Source organism: Novimethylophilus kurashikiensis, from assembly GCF_003112435.1.
GTDB lineage: Bacteria > Pseudomonadota > Gammaproteobacteria > Burkholderiales > Methylophilaceae > Novimethylophilus > Novimethylophilus kurashikiensis.
Genome location: NZ_BDOQ01000003.1, coordinates 466,121 through 486,825, shown reverse-complemented (window position 1 = coordinate 486,825; position 20,705 = coordinate 466,121). Strand labels below are relative to the sequence as shown.

23 protein-coding genes are annotated in these 20,705 nt (G+C 58.9%); 12 read left to right on the top strand and 11 right to left on the bottom strand.

Annotated elements, in window-relative coordinates:
* Positions 1-22 precede the first annotated feature (22 nt).
* Complete coding sequence (locus NMK_RS05825; RefSeq protein WP_109014805.1) at positions 23-1,672, top strand: methyl-accepting chemotaxis protein; 1,650 nt, start codon at positions 23-25, stop codon at positions 1,670-1,672.
* A 49-nt stretch (positions 1,673-1,721) separates the two neighbouring features.
* On the opposite strand, the gene rlmF is transcribed toward NMK_RS05825, so the two are convergent.
* A complete protein-coding gene (rlmF, locus tag NMK_RS05820; protein ID WP_109014804.1) occupies positions 1,722-2,768 on the bottom strand; it encodes a 23S rRNA (adenine(1618)-N(6))-methyltransferase RlmF in 1,047 nt (348 codons plus the stop codon).
* A 201-nt stretch (positions 2,769-2,969) separates the two neighbouring features.
* On the opposite strand from rlmF, the gene NMK_RS05815 reads away from it, so the two are divergent.
* The 4 genes from NMK_RS05815 to NMK_RS05805 all read left to right on the top strand — a co-directional run bounded on the left by NMK_RS05815 (position 2,970) and on the right by NMK_RS05805 (position 6,106).
* Entirely contained in the window at positions 2,970-3,788 is an 819-nt protein-coding gene (locus NMK_RS05815) for a ferritin-like domain-containing protein (RefSeq protein WP_109014803.1), read from the top strand.
* Between the two features lie 14 nt (positions 3,789-3,802).
* On the top strand, positions 3,803-3,985 hold the full coding sequence (locus NMK_RS18705; RefSeq protein ID WP_227871382.1) for a hypothetical protein: 183 nt from the start codon (positions 3,803-3,805) through the stop codon (positions 3,983-3,985).
* A gap of 15 nt (positions 3,986-4,000) precedes the next feature.
* Positions 4,001-4,966, top strand: coding sequence for a hypothetical protein (locus NMK_RS05810; protein ID WP_227871381.1), 966 nt, complete (start codon positions 4,001-4,003; stop codon positions 4,964-4,966).
* Between the two features lie 147 nt (positions 4,967-5,113).
* Entirely contained in the window at positions 5,114-6,106 is a 993-nt protein-coding gene (locus tag NMK_RS05805; RefSeq protein WP_109014802.1) for a hypothetical protein, read from the top strand.
* Here the strand turns inward: NMK_RS05805 and NMK_RS05800 are convergent, their stop codons facing one another.
* From NMK_RS05800 to NMK_RS05770, 7 genes are all read right to left on the bottom strand, one after another.
* Positions 6,107-6,325 (bottom strand): hypothetical protein, encoded by a 219-nt coding sequence (locus NMK_RS05800; RefSeq protein ID WP_109014801.1) that lies wholly within the window; start codon positions 6,323-6,325, stop codon positions 6,107-6,109.
* A gap of 149 nt (positions 6,326-6,474) precedes the next feature.
* Entirely contained in the window at positions 6,475-6,687 is a 213-nt protein-coding gene (locus tag NMK_RS05795; protein ID WP_109014800.1) for a DUF3820 family protein, read from the bottom strand.
* Between the two features lie 7 nt (positions 6,688-6,694).
* Entirely contained in the window at positions 6,695-7,720 is a 1,026-nt protein-coding gene (gene arsB / locus NMK_RS05790; protein WP_109014799.1) for an ACR3 family arsenite efflux transporter, read from the bottom strand.
* A 3-nt stretch (positions 7,721-7,723) separates the two neighbouring features.
* Entirely contained in the window at positions 7,724-8,227 is a 504-nt protein-coding gene (locus tag NMK_RS05785) for an arsenate reductase ArsC (protein WP_109014798.1), read from the bottom strand.
* Positions 8,228-8,274: 47 nt separating this feature from the next.
* Positions 8,275-8,733: an ArsI/CadI family heavy metal resistance metalloenzyme gene (locus NMK_RS05780; protein ID WP_109014797.1), complete on the bottom strand. Its 459-nt coding sequence runs from the start codon at positions 8,731-8,733 to the stop codon at positions 8,275-8,277.
* Entirely contained in the window at positions 8,730-9,071 is a 342-nt protein-coding gene (locus NMK_RS05775) for an ArsR/SmtB family transcription factor (RefSeq protein WP_109014796.1), read from the bottom strand. Before NMK_RS05775 ends, NMK_RS05780 begins: the two co-directional genes overlap by 4 nt.
* 61 nt (positions 9,072-9,132) lie before the next feature.
* Positions 9,133-9,600 (bottom strand): nuclear transport factor 2 family protein, encoded by a 468-nt coding sequence (locus tag NMK_RS05770; protein ID WP_109014795.1) that lies wholly within the window; start codon positions 9,598-9,600, stop codon positions 9,133-9,135.
* Between the two features lie 181 nt (positions 9,601-9,781).
* Here NMK_RS05770 and NMK_RS05765 point away from each other — a divergent pair, with 181 nt between their 5' ends.
* The 4 genes from NMK_RS05765 to NMK_RS05750 all read left to right on the top strand — a co-directional run bounded on the left by NMK_RS05765 (position 9,782) and on the right by NMK_RS05750 (position 13,923).
* Complete coding sequence (locus NMK_RS05765; protein ID WP_109014794.1) at positions 9,782-10,066, top strand: hypothetical protein; 285 nt, start codon at positions 9,782-9,784, stop codon at positions 10,064-10,066.
* Positions 10,067-10,218: 152 nt separating this feature from the next.
* Positions 10,219-11,244: a DUF475 domain-containing protein gene (locus NMK_RS05760; protein ID WP_109014793.1), complete on the top strand. Its 1,026-nt coding sequence runs from the start codon at positions 10,219-10,221 to the stop codon at positions 11,242-11,244.
* A 155-nt stretch (positions 11,245-11,399) separates the two neighbouring features.
* Positions 11,400-11,675, top strand: coding sequence for a hypothetical protein (locus NMK_RS05755; RefSeq protein ID WP_109014792.1), 276 nt, complete (start codon positions 11,400-11,402; stop codon positions 11,673-11,675).
* A gap of 184 nt (positions 11,676-11,859) precedes the next feature.
* Entirely contained in the window at positions 11,860-13,923 is a 2,064-nt protein-coding gene (locus NMK_RS05750; RefSeq protein WP_109014791.1) for an AAA family ATPase, read from the top strand.
* Here the strand turns inward: NMK_RS05750 and NMK_RS05745 are convergent.
* A complete protein-coding gene (locus tag NMK_RS05745; protein WP_109014790.1) occupies positions 13,920-14,369 on the bottom strand; it encodes a YaiI/YqxD family protein in 450 nt (149 codons plus the stop codon). The two genes, NMK_RS05750 and NMK_RS05745, sit on opposite strands and share 4 nt — an antisense overlap.
* A 12-nt stretch (positions 14,370-14,381) precedes the next feature.
* Positions 14,382-14,939, bottom strand: coding sequence for a YaeQ family protein (locus NMK_RS05740; RefSeq protein WP_109014789.1), 558 nt, complete (start codon positions 14,937-14,939; stop codon positions 14,382-14,384).
* 51 nt (positions 14,940-14,990) lie between these two features.
* Between NMK_RS05740 and NMK_RS05735 the strand changes: the two genes are divergently transcribed.
* Together NMK_RS05735 and NMK_RS05730 are read left to right on the top strand one after the other, a co-directional pair.
* On the top strand, positions 14,991-15,545 hold the full coding sequence (locus NMK_RS05735; protein WP_227871380.1) for a YehS family protein: 555 nt from the start codon (positions 14,991-14,993) through the stop codon (positions 15,543-15,545).
* 55 nt (positions 15,546-15,600) lie between these two features.
* Complete coding sequence (locus NMK_RS05730; protein ID WP_109014788.1) at positions 15,601-16,473, top strand: ion transporter; 873 nt, start codon at positions 15,601-15,603, stop codon at positions 16,471-16,473.
* On the opposite strand, the gene NMK_RS05725 is transcribed toward NMK_RS05730, so the two are convergent.
* The gene (locus tag NMK_RS05725; RefSeq protein WP_227871379.1) at positions 16,470-18,692 is read right to left on the bottom strand and encodes an ATP-dependent DNA helicase; all 2,223 of its coding nucleotides are present in this window, start codon (positions 18,690-18,692) and stop codon (positions 16,470-16,472) included. The two genes, NMK_RS05730 and NMK_RS05725, sit on opposite strands and share 4 nt — an antisense overlap.
* A gap of 228 nt (positions 18,693-18,920) precedes the next feature.
* On the opposite strand from NMK_RS05725, the gene NMK_RS05720 reads away from it, so the two are divergent.
* The gene (locus NMK_RS05720) at positions 18,921-20,705 is read left to right on the top strand and encodes an autotransporter assembly complex protein TamA (protein ID WP_227871378.1); all 1,785 of its coding nucleotides are present in this window, start codon (positions 18,921-18,923) and stop codon (positions 20,703-20,705) included.

Genomic DNA, 20,705 nt, shown 5'->3' with positions numbered 1-20,705 from the left:
CACACATAATAGAGGGGAATGCATGAACAATATGACGGTGCGCGCCAAGCTGGTGCTCATGTTTTCAGCTGCGCTGTTTTTCGTCCTGGTAATCGGCATTTATGCCATTGCCCAGATCCAGACCATCAACCAGGCCGCCCTGGGAGCAGACGCCCGCAACCAGCGGTTGCTACACGCCGTAGACGAATCGCGGGCAGCGCAGGTGGCGTTCAAGATCCAGGTGCAGGAATGGAAAAACGTCCTCCTGCGTGGCAAGGATCCGGAAGCCTTCAAAAAATACCTGGCCGGCTTCAATAAGCAGGAGCAGGAGGTCAAGGCGCACCTGCTCAAGGTGCGTGTCGACGCCGCCCAATTGGGACTCGGCGACACATTGAAGCTCGATGAGGTTTTGGCGACTTTCGATAAGCTCGGCCCGCGATATCGAAACGCCCTGGCGCAATACGACCCGCAAACCGCGGACCCAGCCAGCATTGTCGACCATGCCGTCAAAGGCATCGACCGTGCGCCGACCGAAGCGATCAATGCTTTGGTGGAAAAATTGGGGCGTTACGCCAGGGAGCAGGCCGAGGCGGATACCGCGGCCAGCAACAAATTATTCCATACCGTCGAAATCTGGCTGGGCACGCTACTCGCTGCAGCTTTTGCCATCGTAGGGCTGCTGGCGTTCAAGACCGTGCGTTCAGTTACGGGGCCGCTGAGCGACATCGCTAGCACCATGGAACGCATCGCTGCGAGCGGCGACCTGACCTTGCGCAATCGGATTCAATCCAAGGATGAGATCGGCAAGATCAGCTTGTCTTTTAATCACATGCTGGAACGCTTCCAGGCGCTTATCAACGAGGTACAGACTTCGGTGAGTCGCGTGGATGGAGCTACCAGCCAGCTCGGTGCCTCTTCGGCCCAGGTGGCGCAGGCTTCGCGTCAGCAGGATGCTGCGGTCAACGAAGGGGCGGTAGCCGTTGATCAGCTCAACAATGCCGTGGCCGAAGTGGCTGCGACTGCCTCTGAAGCCTCTCGACTCTCCGCCATGAGTGTGGACGATTCACAAGCGGCGGCTGGTAAGGTGGATGTATTGACTTCCGAAATCGACCGAATCCAGGAGCGCATCCAGGAAATCGCGCATTGCGTGGAAGAGTTTGTCAGCAGCACCGAATCCATCATCAGCATGACCGGCGAGGTCAAGGCGATTGCCGACCAAACCAACCTGCTGGCGCTTAATGCTGCGATCGAAGCGGCGCGAGCGGGCGAAGCGGGGCGTGGCTTCGCTGTGGTCGCGGATGAAGTGCGCAAACTGGCGGAAAAATCCAGCCAGTCCGCCGGGCAGATCGATACCGTGACCAACGCGATCATGGCCCAATCGGCCAAGGTGCACGATGCGATTGCCGCCGGTCAGGTGTCCATCGACCGTAGTTCAGGGATTGCCGTCGAGGTGGACGGTCTCATCCGTCACGCCGCGGAGTCTGTACTGGCTGCCAGTTCCGGGATGGAAAAAATCGCCGCGTCGGTGGATGAGCAGCGCAGTGCGACGGCAGGCGTTGCGCGCGATATCGAGGAAATCGCCGAGATGAGCCGCCGCAATACGACCATCGTCGAATCCCTCAACGCCTCGACCCGTGAATTGCAGCATTTGGCTAACCAGCTCAACACCGCCATGAGCAGCTTCAAGGCCTGATCTTCGAAGTTTGAGAAGATTGATGGTCACCAGCCATCATCGCCTGGATTTATTCCGTTTCGTCTCTGCGCATGCGCTGCCGCCAGGCCTTGTGCTGGGTGTCCGAGAAGAATGTCCAGGCGACGAAGCGGCTCTTTTTTTGCCCTTGCGCCATTTCCACCGTCCGCACTTTCACCGCGCCAACGCTGCGCAATGCCCGATAAACAGCAGGTAGCGTGGTCGACTTCGACACCAGCGAGGTGAACCACAAGCATTGCGTAGAGAAGCGCTTACTCTCTTCGATAAGCCCAGTGATAAAGGCTTCTTCCCCGCCGGAATAGAGAAGCTCGTTGGATTGGCCGCCGAAGTTGAGCTTGGTCGTCGTCGGCTGCTTGCCGAGGTTTTGCCATTTGCGCGTGCTTGCAGCGGCGGCTTCGTCCTGTGAGGTGTGGAAAGGCGGGTTGCAAAGGGTGAGGTCGAACAATTCTCCCGGTTCAACGACATTGCGCAAAAAGCGACGCGGCGAGGTTTGCAGCCGGAGTTCAAGGCCGGTGGCGAGTTGAGGATTGTGGTCGAGTATGCGGCGGACATTGTCGAGCGCGGTGGCATCGATATCCGAACCTACGAACTGCCAGCCGTAGGTGTGGCGACCGATCAAGGGATACACCGCATTGGCGCCTATTCCAATGTCGAGCACGCGAATACTGTCGCCGGTAGGCACCTCCCCGCCATTGGCCGGTGCCAGCAGGTCGGCTGCATGATGCAGATAATCGGCCCGGCCTGGAATCGGCGGGCACAGATACCCGTCTGGAATATCCCAATTCTTCACGCCGTAAAAATGCTGCAGGAGCGCGCGGTTGAGCGCCTTCACGGCGGCGGCATCCGCGAAGTCGATGGAAGCGTCGCCGTGGGCATTGACGGAGACAAAGCTGCCGAGCTCCGGGCAGGCAGCTACCAGCGTCGGAAAATCGTAGCGTCCCCGATGCGGATTGCGGGGATGCATGTCGGCCTTGGTGGCTGGCACGTCAGTGGGGATAGGCTTGTCGGCGGGACGTTTGGTGGCGTTATGAGGACGGCGAGACGAAGGTTGCTTGGGAGCGGGAGGGCGGGAAGCCATAGCGGAAAAGCCGATTTGAAGTGAGTCCGCATTTTATTACAGACGGTTGAAATTCGATGGAATCGCGATATTAAAGCGGCATAACAGACATTGAGCCCACGACAAACGGACTAAGGTTGGCAACCTTCAACCGTCAGCTATCGGCGGTGCCTTCGAGGCAATCCTGTTCCTTTCCGTTCAACCAGCTTCAAGGAGGGCAAGATGCAAGCAACTTCTACCGGTACCAACCGCACCGGAACCAAGGTGTCGCCCATGGGCGTGCAGGCCATGACCGATGCGGTGCAGGAATACACGCCCATGACCTCCATCGATACGGCCGCATTGGAGGACGAACGTCTGGTGTATATCAACGCGTCAGATGCGGTCGGCTCCATTCCGCCGCCGCTTTCGGTCAAGGGTGTGGTCAAGAGCGGCCTCGCCAAGCTCAAGGGGGCACACCCCACGCTGTTTTTCGACAAGATCGGCGAGCGTATCGCGTTCGAACGTTCCGGCGCCCGGCTCTACGAGGCGCTCATCGTCAAATTCCAATCCATCGAGTCGGAGATCGCCGAAATGTTGCCGCCGGCTTATGAGGTACTGGCAGGAAATACGGCAACCTCAGTCAGCCGATCCTCCCGTAGCGCCTTGGAAAGCGAGCTGCCGGGCGAGACGCTGGTGCGGATCCATACTGAAGAGCTGGCGCATTTCAAGATGCTTTGCGAGGTGATGCAAAATCTGGGCGGCGATCCTACCGCGCAAACGCCCTGTGCCGATGTCACAGCCACCGCTTCCATGGGCATGGTCCAGGTGCTGACCGATCCTCGCACCACGTTCGCCCAATGCCTCAACACCATGCTCACCGCCGAGCTGGCCGACAACGCCGGCTGGGAGATGCTAATCCGCATGGCGGAGGATGCCGAGGAAGAAGATCTGTCGCGGCGCTTCCGCATGGCCCTCGCCGAAGAGGAAGAGCATCTCGCCATCGTCAAGGGTTGGCTCGTGGCGCTCATGGCGAACGGTGCCGGCACCCCGGCTGTTTGAAAGGAGGATTTACCATGGCAATCAATCTTTTCGACAAGCAAGGCACGCCGCTGGATCGCCAGCGCTTCACCTGGAAGGACATGGTCGGCAAGCCGATCAGCAAGCTGGACGACGACGCTTTCAGCCGCGTGCGGATCATCCTCATGAACGGCATCGAGCTGGATTCGCTGCGGACCAAGCAAGTGGCGATCCGCTGAAACCGCGAAGCCCGCGTGCCGCTGGCGCAGCTGATGCGCGTGGAGCAGCATCAGGCTACCACCATCAACTGGCTCATCGGGCCCGACCATTCGCAACTGGAAACCACCATCGCCTACGAGCAGGTCGCCATCGAGCTCACCGCCTCGGTTGCCAAGCTGGAGCCCGACCCCTACATGGCCCAGGGCTACCGCTATGCGCTGCTGGAAGATTTCGACCACCTTTACCGCTACAGCGCCCTGCTCGACCGGCTGGAAGGCAAGGACGCCAACAACATCACCCAAGGTTATACCGATATCGTGCCGGGCCGTCCTACCTTCTTCCATCACCGTGCGCCTGAACACGACCTGCTGCGGCCCTATGAACGGGACGCCGCGCTGGCGACCAAGCTGCATGCGCTGACGCTAACCGGCGGCGAATACCAGACGCACGATTACTACATGAACATCGGCCCGCAGTTCGCCGACCCGATGGCGCGGCAGCTGTATGCCGAGATCGCCTCGGTGGAATCGCAGCACATCACGCATTACGGCTCCATGCTCAACCCTGAGGAAAGCCCGCTGGAAAAACTGCTGCTGTGCGAGGCCAACGAGGTGTGGACCTATGCCGCCTGCGTCGACCAGGAAGACAACCCGCGGCTGAAAAACCTTTGGGAGTGCTTCCTGGATTACGAACTGGGCCATTTCCAGATGGTGTTGCAGCTGTTCAAGGACATGGAGCGGCGCGACCCGGCGGAAGTCCTGGGCAGCGGCGAGTTGCCCGATTTCATCCAGTTCGAAAGCCACCGCGAATTCCTGCGCGAAACTGTGGAGCGCGAGTCTTCCATGCGCAAGAACAGCACGGAGTTCGTCGCCGAGACGGATGAAGGCGCCAGTTCCATCGAATACCGCGAGGTCGTCAACGCCGAAGGTTCACCCTCGGAAATGGTGTCGAGCACCTATAGCTGGACGCCGGGCACGGAGTTGATGCGCATGGCGGCTTGAATCACCGGTAAGTATTGAATCACAAGCCCAGGGTAGCCTCTGCCCTGGGCTTTTTGCTTTGGGCGGGCGGCGAATCACGGTACATTAGCGGCGTTCGACAACAGCACGGCGGGATGCGTCGTGATCTACAACAAGGAAAGGACGACGATGTATAGCGATGACGACTTGGCTTCCGCGGTCGAAGCCGGGGTAATGACGGCAGATACGGCCGACGCATTCCGGGCCCATGTCGCTGGCAAGAAGCACATGCCGGCAGTCGATGAAGAACACTTTCGGCTGGTAACAGGCTTCAACGATATTTTCGTCGTCATCGCCTGCTTGCTGCTGCTGGTCTCGGTCGGCTGGATCGGGGCGACTGCAGCGCCTTGGATAGGCAGTGCGTTGGCTGCAGGCACCGCCTGGTTGTTGGCGGAGTTTTTCGTACGGCAGCGGCGCATGGCCTTGCCGGCCATCGTGCTGCTGCTGGCATTCGTGGGCAATAGTATTGCGGCCGTGCACGCCGTGCTGAACGGTACAGTGATTGGACCGATGATGGCGGGAGCCCTGGCGGCGGGAGCGGCATGGCTGCATTGGAAGCGCTTTCGCGTTCCCATTACCGTGGCGGCCGGCATGGCCGTGGCAGTGGGCGGCGTGGTCATGCTGATGTGGCAGCAAAGCCCCGATGTGCGGCATTGGGTCAACCTGATCGCACTGGGATCCGGCGTGATCGTGTTCGGGCTGGCGATGATGTGGGATGCGGCCGATCCGGAACGTAAGACGCGCAAGTCAGATGTCGCGTTCTGGCTGCATTTGCTGGCGGCGCCTTTGCTGGTACATCCGGTTTTTGCGGCGCTGAATATATTCGGCTGGCAAATTTCACTGATGCAGGCCGGCGCTGTAATTGCGTTGTACGTGGGGATCGGCTTGGTTTCCCTGGCGATTGATCGCCGCGCACTGATGGTTTCGGCGCTGGGCTATGTTTTGTACGCGTTCAGTTCGTTGCTGAAACTTTACGGCGTGGTCAGCCTGGGCTTCGCCATCACCGCGCTCGCCATCGGGTCGGCCTTGCTATTGCTTTCGGCGTTCTGGCACCCGTGCCGGGCCTATGTGCTGAATTATTGCCCTGCCGCATTGCGCAGGCATTTGGCGCCGGTGCGTTGATCAATCCTCGCCGTCGGGGTGTACCCCAATGGCGAGATCATGGCCGAGCGCCTTGAGTTCGTCGGCCGCGCCGTTCACCCAATAGGCGAACTGATCCGAATCCCTTAGGTTTTCGGTGACGAAATGCGAGAGGGATTTCACCTTGCCGGTCGCGACTTTTTTCGCCGCCAGCTGACCTTTGTAGTAGGCGTTCCTGGCTTCGATGCTTTCTTTGCTCATGATTCTGGCAAGCATTGCAAAACTCGAGAATGAAGACGGTGATCTGTATAACAGAGCCGGATGAATAAAATATGAAAATAATGAAACTCGTGCGCCGCGCATCATAGCGGCCAATACGCGAAAAGGGAAGGGAAAATACGGCGGGCGGCCTATGCTTTTCTCAAGGGCTCCAGCAATGGCTTCAATCCGTTGTGATCCATCTCTTGCATCAGCGCCAGCAAACGTCCGATTTCCCCTTGCGGAAAACCTTCGCGGGCGAACCAGTTGAGATAATGGCCGGGGAGATCTGCGATGACGCGCCCCTTGTATTTGCCGTAGGGCATGACGGTAGTAACGAGGCGCAAGAGGTCTTCTGGATTCATGCGCGCATCATACCGGAGCGCGCTCGTACCACCCTTTGCTGCGATTGACCACGCTAACCACCAGCAGCATCACCGGCACTTCGATCAATACCCCCACTACCGTTGCCAAGGCAGCACCCGACTGAAAGCCGAACAGGCTAATGGCGGCTGCAACCGCGAGTTCGAAGAAATTGCTGGCGCCGATCAAGGCGGAGGGGCAGGCGACGTTGTGCTGCTCGCCGAGCCTGCGGTTAAGCCAATAGGCCAGCGAAGCATTGAACAGCACCTGGATCAAAATGGGTACGGCCAGCATGGCAATCACCAACGGCTGCCGCAGGATGGCCTCGCCCTGGAAGGCGAACAGCAAGACCAGTGTGAGCAGCAGCGCGCCGATGGACCAGGGGCCGATCCGCGTCATGGCGGCGTCGAAGGCTGCCTGGCCGCCTTTCAACAGCCGCTTGCGCCACAACTGCGCGAGCACAACCGGAATCACGATATACAGCCCCACCGAGGTCATAAGCGTGGCCCATGGCACCGTGATCGACGAAATCCCCAACAGCAGCCCGACGATGGGCGCGAAGGCGAAGATCATGATGGTGTCGTTGAGCGCAACCTGCGACAGCGTGAACAACGGTTCCCCGTTGGTGAGCCGGCTCCATACGAAAACCATGGCCGTGCAAGGCGCGGCGGCGAGCAGGATCAAGCCGGCCACATAGCTATCCAGCTGCCCGGCAGGCAGGTAGGGCGAGAACACCCCGCGAATGAACAGCCAGCCCAGCAGCGCCATCGAAAACGGCTTGACCGCCCAATTGACGAAGAGTGTCACGCTAATGCCTTTCCAATGCGTCTTGACCTGATGCAGTGCGCCGAAATCCACCTTGACCAGCATGGGGATGATCATCACCCAGATCAGCAGCCCCACCGGAAGGTTGACCTGGGCGAACTCGATTCGGCCGACAGCCTGGAACAACCCCGGCAGCCATTGGCCGAGCACGATCCCGGCCACGATGCAAAGCCCCACCCACAGCGAAAGATAGCGCTCGAATACACTCATGGCTTACTCCGGAAGAGGCTCGCCGATCTTGTCCAGTTCGCGCTTGACGGCGCCCTGGTCGAGATTATCCAGCGGCAGGTCGACGAAGCGGCTGACGCGTTTGCGGATTTGATCGAAGACGGTGCGGAAAGCGGCACGCTTTTCCTCATCGCTGCCTTTTACCGCCGCCGGGTCCTCGAAACCCCAATGGGCAGAAAGCGGCGCCCCTGGCCAAATCGGGCAAACCTCCCCCGCGGCGTTGTCGCATACGGTAATCACAAAGTCCATCTGCGGCGCGTCCGGCTGGGCAAATTCTTCCCAGCTCTTGCTGCGCAAATTCTCGGTTGCATAACCGATGGTCTTCAACTGGTCGACGGCAAACGGGTTGACCTTGCCGGTGGGGTGGCTGCCCGCGCTATAGGCCTTGAAGCAGCCGTTGCCCAAGGTGTTGAACAAGGCTTCCGCCATGATGCTGCGGGCGGAATTGCCGGTACATAAAATGAGAATGTTGAAAACCTTGTTGCTCACGGAAGTTCCTTATTTTTTGCGAGAGGGATGCGAACATTGGCCCACTGTCAGCAGCACCCGGAAGCTGCCTTTTTCTTCGACATCGGCATCATCACAACGGGCACGCAGCAGTTGGAATCGTGCTGTTCATCGCCGCCGAACATGGGGACGTTGTCCAGCGTGTGATACGCCTCCCAGGCGATGCCGGAAGGGTCGGTCACCCAATATTTGTCGGACTTAGCGTAGCAGCAGGCCGTGCCCATTTCTTCCTTGACCTGGGTTTCCAGCTGTTGGAGGCGCGTGTTCATCTCGGCCAATTCCTCGCCGCACTCCACTTGGATGCCCAGATGATTCAGTCCCACCGCTGCACCGCGCTGAGAAATGGCGAAGTTGACGCGCGGATCGTCCAGCATCCATTTCGCGTAATCGGGCTTGACCACCGTGGGGTCGGCACCGAACATGGTGGAATAAAAGCGGATGCTGGCTTGCAGGTCGTCGACAGAAATATGCACGTGCATGCGTTTCATGAATGGTCTCCTTCGACATGTGGGCAGGCGGTCGAGCAATCCGGGCCGCAAGGCGCTCCACCGCAACAGTTTTCGGTCATAAAAGACAACAGGGCGTTCATCTGCGCAAAATTGGCCGAGTAGATGACAAAGCGGCTTTCCTGGCGTGACGTCACCAGTCCGGCATGGGCCAGTTCCTTGAGATGAAAAGACAGCGAGGACGGCGCGATGCCCAGCGCCTCGCCGATCTTGCCCGCCGGGATACCTTCAGGCCCGGCTTCAACCAGCAGGCGATACACCGCCAGGCGCGATTCCTGTGCGAGTGCGGCAAGCGCTTTGACGGCGATATTTATTTCCATATTTCAATAATATTCGAAATATAAGCCCGAAAGCAACCTCGCGTTGCTTCTTCTGATTGGATTACAAGCCCAGGTCGCTCAGGCTCGGATGCTCGTCGGGACGCCTGCCCAGCGGCCAGAAGAATTTGCGGTCTGCTTCTTTGATCGGCAAGTCGTTGATACTGGCGAAGCGGCGCATCATCAGGCCTTGCTCGTTGAATTCCCAGTTTTCGTTGCCGTAGCTGCGATACCAGTGGCCGGAATCGTCGTGCCATTCGTAGGCGAAACGCACGGCGATGCGGTTTTCGGTGTAGGCCCAGAGTTCCTTGATGAGGCGGTAATCCAGTTCCCTGGCCCATTTGCGCTGCAAGAAGCCTTTGACCTCGGCGCGGCCGCGCGGAAATTCGGAGCGATTACGCCACTGCGTGTCTTCGGTGTAGACCAATACCACGCGGTCGGGATCGCGAGAGTTCCAGGCATCTTCGGCGAGCCGGACTTTTTGCGTGGCGGTTTCGAAGGTAAACGGCGGCACGGGCGGTTTGATTTCCATGGCGGACTTCCTGAATGGGCGGTAAACCACAAGCGTATAGGAATTTTCAGTTGTAAGGTTGCAGCAGTTTGGCGACAGGTTGGCGAAAGGGAGGGGGCGTAGAGTGGCTTCCACGGTGAGACGCAAAAGGAAACAGCGAATCGCCACCAACCCCGACGTTTACTTTGAAAGGTATTTGAACATGAACAAGCTGATTGCCACCCTGATTGCCGGTCTGTTTGCAGTATCCGTGAACGCATTCGCTGCCGACGCAGCCAAGTCTGCAACTCCTGCTACGCCCGCAACCCCGGCAGCTGAAACCGGCACCAAGGCAACGCCTGCAACCCCGGCTACGCCTGCTGCCGAAGCCAAGAGCGAAAAGGCAGAGAAGCCCGCTGCACCTGCTCCGAAGAAAGCCCACAAGCACGCACACAAGAAGGCAGAAGCCAAGCCTGCTGAAGCTGCACCCGCAGAATCCGCCAAGTAATCCCCTTCTTGGCAGGTTCGAAGGCAGTGCATTCGCACTGCCTTTTTTATTTCTCATCCTTCCAGCGTCATTCCCCACCTTAAGCAAGCCACCGCAATTTCGACGACAATGTCGTGGAGTTGCAGTTATTCAAAAGGCCATTAGGGGGCAACGTGCTGAAACATTATTTCAGTTCGATCATGGTGACAGTGCTGGCCGTGGCGGCAGGTTTTTGGATCGACGGCCCGGCCGGAGCTTGGATGGTGCTGGTACTGGGCGTGCTGGAAATCTCGCTCTCGTTCGACAACGCCGTTGTCAACGCGAGCATTTTGCAGCACTGGAGCCCGCTCTGGCAGGCGCGCTTCATCCGCTACGGCTTGCCTGTGGCCGTGTTCGGCATGCGCTTCGCCTTTCCCCTCATCATCGTCGCCATCCTGGCCGACATCGACCCGGTGGAAGCCTTTACGCTGGCGCTCCATCAGCCGGATGCCTATGCGCGTATCCTGACCGCCTCCCACCATCAAATCGCGGCTTACGGCGGGGCTTTCCTGTTCATGGCATTTTTCAAATATTTTCTGGATAAAGAAAAAAACGTGCACTGGATCGAGTTCATCGAACGCCGTCTGTCGCTGCTGGGCAAGTTGGAGGCCATCCAGGTTGTGCTGGTACTGTTGATCCTGATCGCGGCTGCGGGCGATCTGCCGGCCGCCGATCGATATGCATTCATGCTCTCAGGACTCGCCGGACTCATTACTTACGTGCTAGCCGATGCGCTCGGTACACTGGTGGATGGAGATGCGGCAGGCAAGGGCGGCAGGATGGTGAAAGAAGGCGTCATGGGCTTGCTCTACCTGGAACTGCTCGATGCATCGTTCAGTTTCGATGGCGTCATCGGTGCTTTCGCCGTCACCAACAACATCCTCATTATTACGCTCGGCCTGGGCATCGGGGCCATGTTCGTGCGCTCCATTACCCTGCATCTCGTCGAGACCGGCAAGCTGGCTGAATATCGATTTTTGGAACATTCCGCGTTCTGGGCTATCGGCGCATTGGCGGCGCTGACCATCAGCGGCGTGCATTGGGATATCCCGGACGGCGTGGCAGGATTGCTGGGTGGCTTGCTGATCGGCCTGGGGTTGCTGAGTTCAATGGCTGCCAACAAACGGGATGCGAAAGCGGCCATGGCAAAAGGCGTGTAAAAGGCGATCAACATATTTTTTGCCTGTAAGGTTGCAGCAAGTTTGGCGACAGGTTGGCGAAAGGGAGGGGGCGTAGAGTGGCTTCCACGGTGAGACGCAAAAGGAAACAGCGAATCGCCACCAACCCCGACGTTTACTTTGAAAGGTATTTGAACATGAACAAGCTGATTGCCACCCTGATTGCCGGTCTGTTTGCAGTATCCGTGAACGCATTTGCTGCCGACGCAGCCAAGTCTGCCACCCCCGCCACTCCGGCAGCAGAAACCGGCACCAAGGCAACGCCTGCTACCCCGGCTACGCCTGCTGCCGAAGCCAAGAGCGAAAAGGCAGAGAAGCCCGCTGCGCCTGCTCCGAAGAAAGCCCACAAGCACGCACACAAGAAGGCTGAAACCAAGCCTGCTGAAGCTGCACCCGCAGAATCCGCCAAGTAATCCCCTGCTTGGCAGGTTCGAAGGCAGTGCGAAAGCACTGCCTTTTTTATTTCATCTTCTGCGTCCCCCTCATAAAAAAATTTATTGCTCAGCTTGATTCCAGGCGGTTGCTGACGTTAATCCTTTGTAGTCGTTCCGTATCCGCTCATCGGAAATCATTGGTTCCTCCCCTTGAGGTCTTCGCATGTCCCAAATTACTAACGTGAATGTCCGCCCCAACTTATGGTCAAGCGTCAAGAAAACTGCCTCACGAATTCAGGATTGGTTCGTCGTGCAGTCGGCTTTCGTCAAGGCGGCGCTGGTGATCGTCGCCGTGCTGATTCCTGCCAGCGGCATCTATTCGGCCGTGTTGATGCACAAGCAAGCGGTAATTGCCGATCAGGTGAAGGCGATGGCCAAGGCGGGGGATGTGTGGAAGCTCAACGATGCCTTGCCCGTGGTGTTCGGACCAGGGTCAGTGCTGAATTTCGTCGAGACAAGGCCGGTGGAGCGGATTTCGGTGATCTACGAACCGCTGATGTGGGATGTTTCCGAGCGTATTGTTCTCATTGAATCGCAGGGCAAGCAGCATGCGTTTTACCCCAGCGACATGGAAACGCGCATTTTTACGGAGAAAGCCGTGACGGCGCCTTGGGGCGGCAAGCTGGTGTTCATTCCGCGCAGCGAATTGAGTCCGCGCAGCCTGGAACTGTTCCAGCGGCTTGATCAACGCTTTGCAGAAGCGCGTCCGCAAGCGGAGAAAGACGGTTGGAAAGCCGGGGTGAGCGGTGTGGTGTCTGTGGCCCTGTCATTAGGCTTGATGGGTTTCCTGTTTTTCCAGATGCGCGGGCAATTCAAGTCACTCAAGTTCATTGAGCCGGGCCAGATCAAGGGCTCCATCGACGACCTGGTGGGCATGGACGACATCAAGGGCGAAGTGGCGCAGATCGTGGATCAATACCTCCGGCGAGCCGAGTATGCCGAATACGGGATCAACAAGCCGTTCAACGTGATGTTTAGCGGCCCGGCAGGGACCGGCAAGACCAAGCTCGCGAGCTATCTAGCGAAAGAGCTCAAGCTGCCCATCTTGTTCCATTCCGCGGCCAACTTGGAGACTGGTTTCGTCGCCGGCGGCTCCAACACCTTGACCCGCATCGTGGCGATGGCGAAGCGCCGCCGCCAGTGCATCGTGTTCCTGGACGAGGCGCAGGATTTGTTCGCCAAGCGCGGCGGACGGCGCAAGTACGACGACGATACCGCCAACACGCTGCTTTCCCTGCTGGACGGCGTGCGGAGCCGGGGCGATGCGGAAATCATCTGGATCGTCGCCAGCAACTTCAATAGCGAAACCATGCAGATGGACGAGGCCATGCTGCGCCGATTCCAGATGAAGGTCGATTTCCGCCTGCCCAACAAGGAAGAGCGGCTAGCCATCGTCCATCATTACCTCGACCAGCGTGCCGACAAGGTATTGGCCGATCTCGATCTGCGCCATCTGGTGGACGTGACCGAAGGCCGCAGCCCGGCGGATATCGAAACCATCGTCAATCAGGCTGGCATCAGCGCTGTACAAACGGGTGAGTTGATCGGCGCGGATACCCTGATGCAAGCGGCGGAGCGCGTGCTGGTGGGCAACGTCAACACCAATACCACGGCCGAACGGGAGCGCGACCGCCGCATCATCGCCACGCACGAGTGGGGCCATTTCCTCATGGACCTCGACCACGAGCGCAGGCGCACCGGGGACAACTGGGAAAAGATCCTGGCTGACATGAAGACGATCAAGATTTCGCTCAAGGCCAACCCGCGGACCAACGCGTTGGGTTTCGTGTTCCACAAGCAAGGCAGCAATCTGCTCATGACCAAGGGTGACATCGAGCACGAAGTACGCGTGTTGCTGGGCGGCATGGCTAACGAGGAACTGTTCTTCGGCGAGGATGGCACCACCAACGGCGCGCATAACGACATCACCCGCGTCACCAAGCTGCTGCATCATGCGGTGGGCGAGATGGGCATGTATCGCAAGACGCGGCTCAATTTCGGCGCGCTCAAGGAAGGCAACCATAAGGATCTGGACGAAGAAACGCGCAACATCATGGAAGCCCAGAGCGAGCGGCTTTACGGCGAGACCAAGGCCGTGCTGGCGCGCCTGATGCCGCTCACTGAATACCTGGTAAGCGAATTGCTGGCTGCAGACGAGATGAGCCTAGGCGAAGCGCTGGAAGCTATTCGTCGATTCGAAAGCGTCGCCGCGGAGTTGGCCGCTTAGGTCCGCTGTCTAGCCAAAAAGCGATCCAGCTCGGCCGCAAAGGCCTGCCGGTCGCTCTGGCTGAAGCTGGACGGGCCTGAAATATCTACTCCGCTGCTGCGAAGTTCTTCCATGAAGTTGCGCATGGTGAGGCGCTGGCGGATGTTGTCGGCGGAATAAAACTCGCCGCGAGGATTGAGCGCGTGGCCGCCGCGATCGATGACTTGTGCGGCCAAAGGGATATCGGCCGTGATGACGAGATCGCCAGGCGCGACTTCTTGCACGATGCGGTTATCTGCCACGTCGAAGCCGCCCGGCACTTGCAGCGCGCGGATATAGGGCGAGGGCGGTACGCGCAGCAGCTTGTTGGCGACCAGTGTCGTCATGATTTGCGTGCGTTGCGCAGCGCGGAACAGGATTTCCTTGATGACGACCGGGCAGGCGTCGGCATCGACCCATATCTGCATGAGCCGTTTCCCTTAGTAGGTTTTTTCGTCGGCGGATTTCAGTAGCGAACGTCCGATCTCTACGCTTTGCTGTCCGTTGCCGAACCACATCTGGCCATCCTGAATGGTGCATTGCAAGGACATAGTGCGCTCGATCAGCGCTGCCAGTTCCCGCGTGCTTTCTGCTGACAAGCTATATACCGTCAGGTTCTTCAATCTTGCCAGCTCTTTACTGTTCTGGCTGAACCACAGTTCGGCCGTGCGGCCGCCGTAGCAATATACGATGACCTGTTCAGCGCGGCCGCAGGCTTTGCGGATCAGCTTTTCGTCGGGCAGGCCCACATCGATCCACTGCTCGATAGCACCGGTCAAATCCTTGCGCCACAAATCCGCCTCGTTCTCGTCAGTCATGCCTTGCCCGAACTCCAGCCGCTCGTCGGCATGCAGGGCAAACGCCAGCAAGCGCACCATGAGGCGTTCCTCGGTTTCCGAAGGATGCATCGAGAGGGTAAGCGCATGCTCGTGGTAGTAATGCCGATCCATGTCTGCGATTTGCAGGTTGGCTTTGTACACCGTCGATTTGATGGCCATACGAATAACAGGTCCGATAATGAGGAAGCACGCCTTGGTTAGGCGGCACGGATGTTAACATTGATCCCGGCGCAGCAAGGCAAACCATTGATGGCCTTGCTGCCGCCAGTTGCGCATTTTCAATCCCTGGAGCCGATTTTGACGAACAACGATGTACTGCGAAGCCTGCGTTATACCCTGGACCTGAGCGAGCCCGCCATGGTCGAGATTTTTCAACTGGGCGGTTTCCAGCTCCCTCGCGAAGCGGTTGCCGCCGTGTTGAAGAAAGAGGACGAAGAGGGCTACGTCGAATGCGACGACGAAGCCATGATGCATTTTATGGACGGCCTGGTGATCTACAAGCGCGGGCCCAGCGACCATGTGCAGGAGCCGTATCATCCGCGAAAAAATCCGCTTACCAACAACCTCATCCTGAAAAAACTGCGTGTGGCGTTCGAGCTCAAGGAAGACGACATGCATGCGATTCTGGCCAAGGCCGAGTTCGAAGTCTCCAAGCCGGAATTGAGCGCCCTGTTCCGTAAACCCGGCCACAAGAACTACCGGGCCTGCGGAGATCAGCTGCTGCGCAATTTTCTGAAGGGATTAACGCTGCAAATCCGCGGCTGATCCTCGTCATTGGTGGTTGTGAGCGTTTCCAGGGACAAGCGTTAAGGAAAATTCGATGTCACGTGCCAGTTCAGATGTAAAGCATCCGACGAGTGACGAACACCATCCTCTGGGCCGTCCCTCCGGCGGATGGCAGCTGCGGCTCTACCGCATCGTGTTCGAGTCGGATACGCGGGCAGGACGCAATTTCGATCTCGTACTGGAAACGCTGATCCTGTTCAGCATTGTCGTGGTCATGCTGGACAGCATCACCGTCGTGAGCGCTCGCTGGGGACATGTATTCGATGCGCTGGAATGGTTCTTCACGGCAATTTTCACCGTTGAATACATCGCCCGGCTGGTGTGCGTTGAACGTCCGCGCCGCTACGCCTTCAGCTTCATGGGCGTCGTGGATTTGTTGTCGGTCGCCCCGACCTACCTCGCGTTCTTCTTCCCCGCCCTGCAAGCGCTGATCGACGTGCGCGTGTTGCGCATGCTGCGGATTTTCCGGATTCTCAAGATGGGCGCCTACGTGGCGGAATTCGGTGAACTGGGCCGCGCCATCCTGGCGACGCGGCGCAAGATCGCCGTGTTCTTGTCATTCGTGGTGATGGTGGTAGTGATCCTGGGCACGTTGATGTACCTCATCGAAGGGCCGGAGAACGGTTTTACCAGTATTCCTATCTCGATTTATTGGGCGATTACGACAGTGACGACCGTCGGCTTCGGCGATATCACCCCCAAGACCGACCTGGGACGCTTCCTGGCTTCGCTCATGATGCTGATGGGCTGGGGCACGCTGGCCGTGCCGACGGGTATTGTCAGCGCCGAATTTGCCACGCACCGTGTGTTGACCGAGGGCGGTACGCGCACATGCACGCAATGCGGGAATCCTATCCATACGCTCGATGCCAAATATTGCAGCGAGTGCGGCGCTTTGCTTCCCTAGCTGATCTCCCACCAAGCGGGTAGCAACTCCCGCACTTCCGTCTGGCCGTAGCGGTCGTCGATGAGGTAAATCACCCCGCGATCGTCCGTCGTGCGAATCACGCGTCCCGCCGCCTGCACCACCTTCTGCATGCCGGGGTAGAGATAGGTGTACTGGTAGCCCTGGCCGAAAATCGCTTCCATGCGCGTCCGCATCTGCTCGTTGATCTCGTTGATCTGCGGTAGGCCGATGGTCGCAATGAACGCGCCCACCAAGCGGTCCCCGGGCAAATCGATCCCCTCCCCGAACGAACCGCCAAGCACGGCGAAGGCGATGCCGGTCGAAGTCGGCGTAAAGCGATTGATGAAATCCTGGCGCTCGGCTTCATTCATGAGGCGAGATTGCTGGCGGGTGGGGATTTCCGGGCAGCGCTCGCTGAACAGCGTGTAGACCTGGTCCAGGTAATCGAAGCTGCTCACGAACAACAAATAATTCCCCGGCTGCTCGCGGTATTGTTTCGCCATGATCTGCACGATAGGCATGAGCGAATGCTTGCGGCGCAGGAAGCGCGTCGAAATGTGGTCCACTGCCTGCACCTTGAGTTGCTCAGGACTGAACGGTGACGGCACGTCGATAAAAGGCGTTTTATCCGGCAAGCCCAACATGTCGCTGTAGAAGTGCGAGGGGCTGAGCGTGGCGGAAAACAGCGTGGCCGATTGGGCGGCTTCGAATCGCCCCTTGAGGAAAGGCGCCGGCACCACATTGCGGATGCATAGCACCGTATTCTCATGCAGCAGGTTGGAACGCCGCTCGGTTCGCGTAATGTCGAACATCGAATGCGGCCCGAAAGAATCGGCCAGCGTCACGAACTGCAAGGCGTCGAAGTAGAAATTGAGCAAGCCCGCATCGTTGTTGGTCGGGCGGTCAGCCAGGTAATCGGTAATACGCGTCACCACGCGCTGCAAGGCAAAATGCAGTTCTTCCTCGATGACGGAGTACACCTCGTAAGGCGCTTCCTGGTCTTGCACCAGTTGAATCCAAGCCTGGCTCAGCTTGTTCAGCGTGCCCTGCACCGCCTTGGGCGCGCTTTGCCGCATGTGCTCGAACTCAAACTGGTCGAGCTCTGCGCTATACATCTTGCGGCCGCGCTCGATCATGTTGTGCGCCTCGTCCACCAGCACGCTCACCCGCCACTCGTTGATCACCGTGCCGGCGTACAGCACGGCATAAAGGTCGAAGTAATAGTTGTAGTCGCCGATGATGACGTCGCTCCAGCTCACCAGGTCCTGCCCCAGGTAATACGGGCAGATCTCGTGCTTTCGGGCTACTTCGCGCAGCGTGTCCTTATCCATCATGCCGCGATCCAGCGCTTCGATGCGAGCCTCAGGCAAGCGGTCGTAAAAGCCCTTGGCGAGCGGGCAGGATTCGCCGTGGCAGGCGAAATCCGGGTGTTCGCAGGCTTTTTCACGCGCCACCAATTCCAGCGTGCGCAGCTTGAGGTCGGGATTGCTCTCTTGAAGTACCTCCAGCGCATCCAACGCCAATTTGCGACCCGAAGTCTTGGCGGTGAGGAAGAAAATCTTGTCGAGCTTCTTCCTGGGCATGGCCTTGAGCAAGGGGAAGATCGTGCCCAAGGTCTTGCCGATGCCCGTCGGCGCTTGCGCCATGAGGCACTTCCCGCGGTTGGCGGTTTTATAGACCGCCTCCGACAAAAAACGCTGGCCGGTGCGGAATTCGGGGTGCGGGAATTTCAATGTGGCGAGCTGCTTGTCGCGCGCCAACCGATGCGCCACTTCGCGGTCGGCCCAGGTTTGCAGCTTCTCGCACTGCTCGGCGAAATACGCCTCCAGCTCCGGCGCGGAGAACAGCTCGCTTAACGGGAACTCGTCCTTGCTAGAAACGTTGTAGTACACCAGCGCAGCGTTGATCTCCTCTAGATTGCGCTCGTCGGCCAGCAGCCAGGCGTAAATCCTCGCTTGCGCCCAGTGCAGGTGCCGGTGGTTCTCCGGCATGCGCTCCAACAACCCTTTAAACGTCTTGATCTCTTCCAGTTGATTGGAATCCGGGTCGTAGCCATCGGCCCGGCCGCGCACGAAGATGTTTTTGTACTCGCCGGTGAGCGGGATTTCGGTCTGGTAATTGGGTGGTCGCCGTGAAGTGACGGTGTTGTGGCCGATCATGCCTTCCAGCGCAGTCGGCGATGGCGTAAAGCGCTGGTCGAGATCGCCGACACGCGCCACCAGATCGCACAGGGCGCGAACCGATATGACATAGCGAAACGGGTCGGTGGGATTTTCCGAGACGACCAGGCTGGGGGCGAGCTTGATGATGAAGACTTTCCAGGCGAAAACTCACGGCAGTATAGCAATTCGACCTTGCGCCAGGCAGTCGCGTTCAGGCCAGTGGGTGCAGCCGAACCGACGACTTTCCGCCGAAACTTTTAATGTCGGGGTGGAGTCGAGTCCCTCATGCACCCTTATTTGCAATTATCTCCCGACCTTCTCAAGGCAATGCTGCTGGCGTTGCTGCTGGGGCTCTCCTTGCCGATCCAGGCTGCCTACGAGGTCGCCGTGGATGCCCCCAAGCCGCTGCGCGAACTGCTGTTGAAGTTTCTCGATGTATCCCGCTATAAAAACCGCAAGGACCTGAGCCAAGACCAGTTCGACTTCATGCTCGCGACCACGGAATCGCAAGTCGCCAAGCTGGTGGCAACCGAAGGCTATTTTTCGCCCAAGACCCGCGTTGATGTCACTACCGCCCAGGGCAAGCGGCGAGTGTCGGTCCATGTCGATGCGGGGCCGCGCAGCCGGATCGCCAAGGTCGATGTGCATGTCCAGGGCCCCGCGGTGCGGGATTCGCCCGCACAGGTCGAACGCTTGATCCGGCAATGGCCGCTGGTGGAAGGCGCGCCGTTCCGCCAGGAAGACTGGGACCAGGCCAAGCGCCAGAGCTTGCAGCAGCTGCGCAACCACCTCTATGCAGCTGCCGAAATGACCGATTCCGCCGCCCGCATCGATGCCGACCGGCATGAGGCCGCGCTTTCCGTGGACTACGATAGCGGCCCGCCGTTCACGCTCGGGCCCTTGAAGATTAGCGGCACCCAGCGTTATCCCGAGTGGATCGTCGACCACGTCAATCCGCTGAAGGCGGGTGAGCCTTACGATGCCGAACGTCTCCTGGCCTTGCAGCGGCAAATAGTCCGTACGCCGTATTACAGCAATGCCGTGATCGATATCGACCGCGATCCCGCCAATGCCGACCATGCGCCGGTGACGGTCTCGGTGACGGAATATCCTTCCCAGCGCATCAGCGGCGGCGTGGGGTATTCGACGGATACCGGCGCCAGCATCGAAGGCCATTACTCACACAACAACGTCTTCGGCAAGGCATGGGTGCTGGACACGCAGGCCAAGCTGGAGCAGGAACGGCAGACTGCCAGCCTCAACCTGGCCATGCCGCCCGACAGCGCAAATTTTGTCAACAGCGCGGACTTGACCTATTTGCGCACCACGCTGGAAGGGGTCGATTTGCGCAGTGTGCGGTACGGCCTGTGGCGATCTCGGGTGACAGACAAGCTGGACCTGGCGTTCAAGCTGCAATACTTCCAGGATCGCCTGGAACAATTGAACGGCGCCGAGATTCCCTCGGGCATCATCGTTCAGCCGGGTGAGCACCAAGCCTTGATGGTGAGCATGGAATGGACCTCGCGGCATGTGGACGACCTGGTGTTTCCGCGGCGCGGATATATTGTTTCCAACATGCTGGGCGTCGCGCTGAAGAACGCGCTTACCGACGAGACCTTCGTCCGTGCGCAAACCCGGCTGCGGCAGTTCTTTCCCGTCGGCGATCGCGATCTGGTGATTTTGGGCGGCACCCTGGGCGCTGTCATCGCCAGGAGAGGCGACAACGTGTCTATCCCGGCCTCGCTCCTGTTCCGCGCCGGCGGCACCGAGACTATCCGCGGCTACGACTACCTTTCCATTGGCAACACCGTCAACGGCACGGTGTATCCCACGCGCTACCTGGCGGTCGGCAGCGTCGAATACCAGCACTGGTTTTTGCCCAAGTGGGGCGCGGCCGTGTTCTACGACGTCGGCACCGCTACCGACAACTGGCCCGACAAGGAAATTTTCCAGGGTATCGGCGTTGGCGCACGCTGGCGCAGCCCGGTGGGGCCGATCAACGCCGACCTGGCGTACGGGGTCGAGCGCGGCGAGATTCGTCCGCATTTTTCCTTGAGCGTCGCGTTTTGA